Annotated in this window: 5 protein-coding genes; all 5 read right to left on the reverse strand. The window is 69.0% G+C overall.

Annotated elements, in window-relative coordinates; translation table 11 throughout:
• On the reverse strand, positions 1–2,044 hold a 2,044-nt coding region (asnB, locus tag AC069H_RS25660; protein WP_478234045.1), incomplete at its 3' end, for an asparagine synthase (glutamine-hydrolyzing).
• A gap of 15 nt (positions 2,045–2,059) precedes the next feature.
• Positions 2,060–3,790 carry a Wzz/FepE/Etk N-terminal domain-containing protein gene (locus AC069H_RS25665; protein ID WP_478234046.1) on the reverse strand — a complete coding sequence of 577 codons (1,731 nt, stop codon included), beginning with the start codon at positions 3,788–3,790 and terminating at the stop codon, positions 2,060–2,062.
• Positions 3,787–5,067, reverse strand: a complete 1,281-nt coding sequence (locus AC069H_RS25670) for a YveK family protein (RefSeq protein ID WP_478234047.1) — start codon at positions 5,065–5,067, stop codon at positions 3,787–3,789. Before AC069H_RS25670 ends, AC069H_RS25665 begins: the two co-directional genes overlap by 4 nt.
• Before the next feature lie 139 nt (positions 5,068–5,206).
• Complete coding sequence (locus AC069H_RS25675) at positions 5,207–6,394, reverse strand: glycosyltransferase family 4 protein (protein WP_478230836.1); 1,188 nt, start codon at positions 6,392–6,394, stop codon at positions 5,207–5,209.
• The gene (locus tag AC069H_RS25680; protein WP_478230835.1) at positions 6,375–7,691 is read right to left on the reverse strand and encodes a nucleotide sugar dehydrogenase; all 1,317 of its coding nucleotides are present in this window, start codon (positions 7,689–7,691) and stop codon (positions 6,375–6,377) included. Before AC069H_RS25680 ends, AC069H_RS25675 begins: the two co-directional genes overlap by 20 nt.
• Positions 7,692–8,061: the final 370 nt, after the last annotated feature.

Here is an 8,061-nt window from a genome sequence, read left to right on the forward strand (position 1 = left end):
GGGTAGGATGGTTTCCTTGGGGGGGTTTCGGGTCCTTGGAAGAGGTGAAGCTCTCGAAACAGGGCGTTTCTTTTCTTCTTTTTTGGGGGGGGGGGGGGGGGGGGGTTGGGGGAAAACCCCAACCCCCCCCCCACGACCCACCTGGCCGAGCGGAAACGGCGCCGCGATACCAGTACTCGAGGGTCAAGATGTGCCAGAGATGCTTGGACCGGTCCTGCTGCCCGGACGCGTCTTCGTCGACGAGCTTCCGCAGGGCCTCACGACGGAGGAACCCGGCCTTCACCAATTCACCTTCGTTCGTCACCTCGCGCACCAGCGGCGCGAGGTCGCGGCTCATCCAAGCCCGCAGCGGCGCGCTGAACAGGCCTTTCGGCCGGTGCACGATCTCGGCGGGAAGAATGGACAGCGCCGCTTCCTTGAGCGCCATCTTCCCTTGGCGCTTCACGATCTTCCGGTCACCGGGGATCCGGAACGCGGCCTTCACGACCTCGATGTCGACGAACGGTGTCCGCACCTCGGCCGACGCCGCCATACTGGACCGGTCGGTGTAGGCGAGGTTGAGCCCCGGCAGGAAGAGCCGGGAATCGGCGAGGCACATGCGGTTCACGAAGTCCGACAACGTGTTGTCGTGGTAGGTGTCCGCGTGCTCGGTGATCACGTCGTCGACGGCGCCGGCGAGGTCCGGGTTCAGCAGACCGGCGAGTTCGGCCTGGTCGTACATCGTGTAGCTGCGCCGGAACGCGGTCTCCTCGGGCAGCTCCGCGAACGAGAGGAACCGCTTGGCGAAGCGGACCGACCGGAATCCCCGTTTCGACGTCGCCACCGGCAGTCTGTCCACAAGGGACTCCACCGGGCGACGGACGAGGCCGGGAACCCGCTGGTACTGAACGGCGATCTTGTTCGCCAGATGCTTGCGATACCCGGCGAACAGCTCGTCGGCGCCCATGCCCGAGAGCATCACCTTGACGCCTGCCTCGCGAGCGGCGGCGCAGATCAGGTAGCTGTTGATCGCCGCCGGGTCACCGATCGGCTCGTCGAGGTGGTACGTCATCCGCGGCAACAGATCGAGCACCTGCGGCGCGATTTCGATCTCGTGCAGGTCGACACCGAACTTCGCGGCGACCTTCTTCGCGTACATCAGGTCGTCCGGCATCGCTTCGAACTTCGCGTCCTCGGCCCGGAAACCGATGGTGTACGCGGAGATCCCCGGCCGCTCGCGCGCGGCGAGCGCGGTCAGGTAGCTGGAGTCGAGCCCGCCGGAGAGGAACGTCGCGACCGGCACGTCCGCGATCAGGTGCTTGCGCGTGGAGTCCTCGATAACGGCATTGAGGTCGAACTCCCCCTCATACGCGGCCCCCTCTTCGGCGACCTGGCGCAGCGACCAGAAGGTGCCGCGTTCGACGTCGCCGTTCGGCCGGAACCGCGCCCAGCTGCCCGGCGGCAGCTTCTCGGCCTCCTTGAACGCGCAGCGGCCGTCCGGGACCCAGTAGTAGAGCAGGGAAGCGACGAGCGCGGTTTCGTCGACGGTCAGCGAGCCGCCCAGTTCGGCGGCCAGTGCCTTCAGCTCGGACGCGAAGGCGACCCCCTTGCCGCGGCGCACCAGGAAGAGCGGCTTGATCCCCAGCTGGTCGCGGACCAGCACCAGCTCGCCGGACCGCTCGTCGAAGACGCCGAACGCGAACATTCCGCGCAGCCGGTGCAAACCCACGGTGCCCCACGCGCGCCAGGCTTCCAGCAGGACCTCGGTGTCGGACGTCCCCCGGAAGCGCACACCGGCGGCTTCGAGTTCCTTCCGCAGCTCCGGCGCGTTGTACAGCTCGCCGTTGTAGGTCAGCGCGAGCCCGTCCTTGACCATCGGCTGCGCGCCGGTCTCGGTCAGGTCGACGATCGACAGCCTTCGGTGTCCTAAGTGGACATCGCCATCCCCGGCACGATGGTCGTACCTGCCGGAACCGTCGGGTCCCCGGTGGGCGAGTGTCTTGGTGAGCCGATCGGTGAGCGGTCCCCCGTCCGGCCAGAAGTAAGCCCCTGCGATGCCGCACATCTGCTTTCGCTCCCCTTACAAGGCTTCGGCGTTATCCGGTGACACAGGCGAGAATCGTTTGGTCGGCTGATCGGCGTTGTCGTGGTCCTCGGACCGCCGGTACGGCGTCGGCGGATGGCGTCGCGCGCCCTTCTTCTCTCTCGACGGCTCCAGCACCCGCTCGACGGGGCTTTCGGCGGCCGTCTCGACCGGCGCCACCGTCGAGAGACGCCGCACCGGGACGTCCTCGGGGAACATCTCGACCGGCTTGGGCGCGGGCCGCGGCATCTGCCGTTCCGGCGCGACCGTCCGCGCGGGCGCCACCGTCCGCGCGGGGACGGGCAGCGGCTCCGGCACGGCACCGGCGCGACCGCGCAACGCCGTGTGCAGACCGTCCCACAGCGTCCCGTCGGTGTGGTCGCGCGGATCCGGGTCCACCACGACGACGCCGATGATCGGGATCCGCCGATCGGCCAGCTGGCGGGCGACGGTATGCAGCCATCCGGTGTTCGCGTGCCCGGCGCGCACGACGAGGATCGTCTCCTCGCCGAGGAACTCGAGGTCGGTCCACGCCGTGCCGGGCTCGATCGAGCCGACACCGATGCGCCTCTCCGCCGCGGCCATCGGGACGTCGCCGCGGTCCAGCACCTGGATCGGGCTTTCGCCTGTCAGCTCGCGGAGGTTCGTCTTCGGCAGGTCGTCGACGAGCGAGACCGGCCCCTTCCCGGCCAGCTCGCGCGCCATGTCGACGGCGAGCGCGGCGGTGACCTGGCGGGCACCGAGGTCGAGCAGCGACACCGAACCGTTTTCCCGCCGAACGGCGCGGACCAGTGTCGTCGCGACCCGCTGCCGCCGGGTCGCCGCGCGAGAGCGCCGCAGGAAACGCGGTGGTTTGGGCAGCTGCGCGATCACAGAGGCGCCGAGGTGCTGCGAGATCTCGCGGCGCAGGACCGGCCGGTCCTTCACCACGCTCGTGACGGCCGCGAGCCCGAGCCCGGCGAGCAACCCCAGCGCCAAGCCGATCCCGGCGTCGGTGGCGAGGGTCTTGAGCAGCGAACGCGGCGGGATCCGCGGCGCGTCCACGATCTGCGTCCCGGCGGCGACCTTCGGCGTACCGATGCCCGCCTCCTGCGCTCGGCCGTCGTAGTCGGAGATCTTGGACGTCAGCTCCGCGCGGCGCGAGTACAACCGCTCCAGCTGCGCGGGGTTGGCGTTCCGGCCCTTGGCCTCTTCGGCGATGATCGACGCTTCGATCGGGGTGAGCTCCTCCTGGGCCTGGTTGCGCTGGTCGAGCAGGGCCTTCTGCTGCGCCGCCGCGGCAGCCTGGTTGCGGCCGACGTACTCGGTGATGAAGGCGTCGGAAATCGCCTGCGCGCGGGCCAGTGCCTCGTCCTCGGTCTTGCCCTTGACCGTCAGATGGAGGACGTTGTTCGTCAGGCCCAGCCCTTCGTAATCCTTCAGGAACTCCTCCGGCGCCTGGGTGCTGTTCAGCTTCTTGAGCGCCTCGGTGGCGATCTTCGTCGTCTGGAGCACGGCGACGTCGGTCCGCATCAGCGTTCCGCTGTCGGTCGGCGAGTCGTCGGGGTGGATCACGAGGATCTGTGCGACCGCGGTGGGCGGCGGCGGCAGGAGCATCGCGACCAGCCCGCCGGCGATCAGCCCCAGCAGGGCGGTGGCCACCCACAGGCGACGTCGTCTGCGTACCGAGACGACCAGCCGCTGCAGGTCGATGAGCGGCTCGGACTTCGCTTTTTCGGCGCTGGTCACGCGGTACCTGCCAGTGCTTCGTGGTCGGACGGGGTGGGCGTACCGGGGCGGGCGCGGGTCGGCCGGACCGGGCGGATCAGCACGGTGCCCACCGTGGCGAGACCGGCGTCGGCGATGGCTTCGGCGATCCCGACCAGCTCCCACGCGGACCGGGAGCCGACACTCGCCACGACGAGGACTCCTTCCGCGTCGGTGTCCGCGACGACGGGCCGCGCCGGGGAAACCGTCACGACGGTGAACCATCGGCCGGCGAGCGCGGCGAGCCGTTCGGCGGCCGCCTGCCCGGCGGTATCGCCGTGCGCGGCGACCACGAGCAGCCGCCGGTGCGGCAACCGGGAGATCAGGCGCTGGTACAAGACGTCGGAGTCGATCTCGTCAGCGAAGACGTCGACCCGCGGGACGTTCCACGGCCTGTCGTCACGGAGGAGCTTGGCCCGCAAGGTGGTGCGCGCCGGCGGCTGCTCCACGGCGTCGAAGGTGGCCAGCACCGGGCCGCCGATCGCCGCGGCGATCTCCTCTTCGTCCCGCAGCCGCCGGTCGGTGCGGGCGGTGAAGAGGTGACCGAACAGGCCGATGAGGAAGAACAGCGCCGCGCCGCCGAGGGCGAGCTGCGGGAGCGTGGGTGCCGCAGCCGAGGACGGCAGTTCGGCCGAGCCGAGGACGACCATGTTGCCGAGGCCGCTGGCGGTGTCGGCCGCGTTCAAACTGGACATCGCCGACTCGATCGACGAGCGCAGGCCCTGCAGTTCGGTGCGCAGCTGGACGCTCTCGACGGTCGTCTTGCCTTCGTTGACCTTCGCGGAGAGTTCGCTGATGCGCTGGTTCGTCTGCGTGACCTGCTGCCGCAGTGTCTCGCGGCGTTCCTGCGCCAGCTGGACCGCGGCGTCCCCGGAACCGGCGATGATCTGCGTCGAGTACTTCACGAACTCGCTCGCGATCCGGTCGGCCATCCGCTGCGTCTGTTCGGCGGTGTCACCGGTGGCCTCGATGGTGATGACATTGCCCTGTGCGACCGACGTGGCCACCTTGTCCCGCAGATCGGCGCCGGTCTCGCCGTCACCGAGTCCGGCGGCGGCCCGGTCGAGCACGACCGAACTGGTCGCCACCTCGGCCTGGGTGAGCAGTTCGTCCGCCTCGCGCGGGCCCTGCAGCAGCACGCTGGACGTCGTCCGGTAGCCGGGGGAAAGGATCAGCGACGATCCCGCGCCGACCAGGGCGCCGAGGAGGGCGAGGACCACGAGGGTCCGCCACCTCCCGCGCAGAACCTGTCCGATCATGGACAGGCGCACCGTATCGTCAGTCAAAACCGGGGTCTCCCATCGGTGCGTGCGGGTGCAGCATCAATCCCGTCGGAGCGACCGCGATGTTGGTTACAGGATTGCCCGAGTCTTGTTCAAAACGCGACCGGGAAGTCGATCACCGGACCGCGGCCGCATAGGCCGCGAGCAGGGCTTTCTGAGAGTTCTCCCAAGAGAGCGGACCGGCGACGCGCGCTCGCCCCAGCTCGCCCATCTCGGCCCGCTGTTCCGGCGAGTCGAGCAGATGCGCGATCAGCTTCGCGAACTCCGGCTCGTCGTTCGCCGGCGCGTACAGAGCGGCCTCCCCGGCCGAAACGCGGGCCTCCCGCAGTTCGAAGGAGACGATCGGACGGCTCATCGCCATGTACTCCATGATCTTGTTCATGGTCGACACGTCGTTGAGCGGGTTCAGCGGATCCGGCGAAAGGCAGACATCGGCCGAGGACAGGTAGCGCAGCAGGTCCTCGTCGGGGATCCGGCCGGTGAACTCGACCTGGTCGTCGAGCTTCAGTTCCTTGGACAACGCCACCATGGCGTCGAAAGCGTCGCCGGAGCCGATGAACACGGCGTGCCAATCGGTGCGGCCGACCTCGTCACGCAACGACGCGAGCGCGCGCAAGGCGTAGTCGACACCGTCCTGCGGGCCCATCACGCCGAGGTACGCCAGCAGATGCGGCTTGCCCTTCTTCAGCTCGGGCTCGACCGGGACCTGATGGAACCGCTCGACCACGGGCGCGCTGCGCACGACGAAGACGTCGTCCGGCGACTTGCCGCCGCGCTTGACGGCGACGTCCTTGTAGCTCTCGTTGGTCGCGATGACGACGTCGGCCGTCTTGTACGTGCGGCGCTCCAGTGCGCAGACCGCGCGGTACAGGAAGTCCTCGCCGCGGTCGAAGCGCGAGAGGTACAGCTCGGGGCAGAGGTCGTGCTGGTCGAAGATGAACTTCGCGCCCTGGCGCTTGAGGTACAGCGCGACGAGGAACAGCAGGTCCGGCGGGTTGCAGGCGTGCACGACGTCGACCCGGCCAACCTTGCGGGCGAGCCGCAGCGTGTGCCACAGCGCGGAGCCGTACTCCTGGACGTACCCGGCCGGACCACCGGTGGCGGCCTTCAGCGGGTACCGCAGGATGTGGACGCCGTCGATGGTGACTTCGGCTTCGGTGTCCCGCTTCGTCCCTTGTGGACAGATGACGTGGACTTCCCAGCCGGCGTCGCGAAGCGTCTGGCACTCCTGCCAGACGCGGCGATCGAAGGGGACGGACAGGTTCTCGACGAGGATGAGAGCTTTACCAGGCAAGACCGACATATCCCTCTTCAGCCCGGCGACGGTCGGCGTCGGGTACGCGGACGAGATCGACGATGGTGTGGCCGCCGCCCGCCGGGAGGGCCGCGAGGACCTCCGGGTCGGTGCAGCCGATGAGGCAGACTTCGGCGTGGTCGACGACCTCGCCGATGGAGCCGGCGAGCAGCTGGCCGAGATGCGGCAACCTGCCCTCGATGTACTCGCGGTTCGCGCCGATCAGCCGCGAAAGGCTGACGTTGGCGTCGTAGATGCGGAGGTCGTATCCCTTGCCGAGCAGGCGCTCGGCGAGTTCGACGAGCGGGCTCTCGCGCAGGTCGTCGGTGCCGGGTTTGAACGACAGGCCGAACAGTCCGACCTTGCGTTTCCCGGTGCGCGCGACCAGGTCGAAGGCGCGCTGGAGGTGTTCGTCGTTGGAGGGCAGCACGTGCGACAGGATCGGGACGGCGACGTCCGCGCGGTGCGCGGCGTAGACCAGGCCGCGCAGATCCTTGGGGAGGCACGAGCCGCCGAAAGCGAACCCGGGGCGAAGGTAGGCGGGGCTGATGTTGAGCTTGCGGTCGGCGAGGAAGACGTCGATCACCTGATGGGAGTCGAGCCCCAGCGCGCGGCAGATGGCGCCGAGTTCGTTCGCGAAGCCGATCTTGAGGCCGTGGAAGGAATTGTCGGCGTACTTCGTCATCTCGGCGACCGGGATCGGGACGCGGAAGACCTCGCCGGGAAGTCCTTCGTAAAGCGCCGCGACGACGTCGCCGCTCGCCGCGTCGAGCTCGCCGATGACGGTCTTGGGCGGGTCGAAGAAGTCCTTGACGCTGCTCCCCTCGCGCAGGAACTCGGGGTTCACCGCGACCCCGAAGTCGACGCCCGCCGTGCGGCCGGACGACTTTTCGAGGATGGGGACGAGCAGATCCAGGCAGGTGCCGGGGAGCATGGTGCTGCGGAAGACGACGGTGTGTCTTCGCGTCTTGGTCTTGAGCGCTTCGCCGATTTCCTCGGCGACGCGCTCCAGGAACGCCGTCGACAGGCTGCCGTTCGGCGCCGACGGGGTACCGACGCAGATCAGGGAGACTTCGCTGTCCGCGATCGCCTGTCTTACGTCGGTCGTCGCTCTCAGCTTGCCCGTGGCGACGACCTCCGCGGTCAGTTCCCCGATCCGCTCTTCGACCACCGGCGCCTTGCCGCTGGAGACGAGTTCGATCTTCACCGGGTTCACGTCGACCCCGACGACCTCGTGCCCGCGTCCGGCGAGGCACGCTGCCGAGACGCAACCGACGTAGCCGAGCCCGAAGACACTGATCTTCATGACGAATTCCTCCAGCCGCATTCCGCTGCCCATTGGTCGGCGAGAGGACCGGGTTCGTTACCAGTGTCCGGCATTCGCCTGCTTTTGGCGGAATGCCTGTGCGGCAAGGGAATCACTCATCGTCCGCAGGGCGCGAAACGCTACAGGAAGCGCGTAACGATCTCGTGAGCGTTCAGGCGGCGGTGGCGCGTGGGTCGAGGTGGTCGTGGGGGGGGGTTTTGGGTTTCCCCCCAAAAACCCCCCCCCCCCCCCCCCCCCCCCCCCCCCCCTCCTTCCCCCCCCCCCCCCCCCCCCCCCCCCCTCTCCCCCCGCGCGAGTACGGCCCCCCTCGCTTCCCTCGAGACACCAGCCCCCCCCCCCTCACCCCCTG

Source organism: Amycolatopsis sp. NPDC043887 (assembly GCF_056435665.1).

Excerpts from the sequence above, each read along its gene's own strand:
- AC069H_RS25670 (WP_478234047.1), bottom strand. The coding sequence starts at position 5,067 with ATGATCGGACAGGTTCTGCGCGGGAGGTGGCGGACCCTCGTGGTCCTC.
- AC069H_RS25675 (WP_478230836.1), bottom strand. The coding sequence starts at position 6,394 with ATGTCGGTCTTGCCTGGTAAAGCTCTCATCCTCGTCGAGAACCTGTCC.
- AC069H_RS25680 (WP_478230835.1), bottom strand. The coding sequence starts at position 7,691 with ATGAAGATCAGTGTCTTCGGGCTCGGCTACGTCGGTTGCGTCTCGGCA.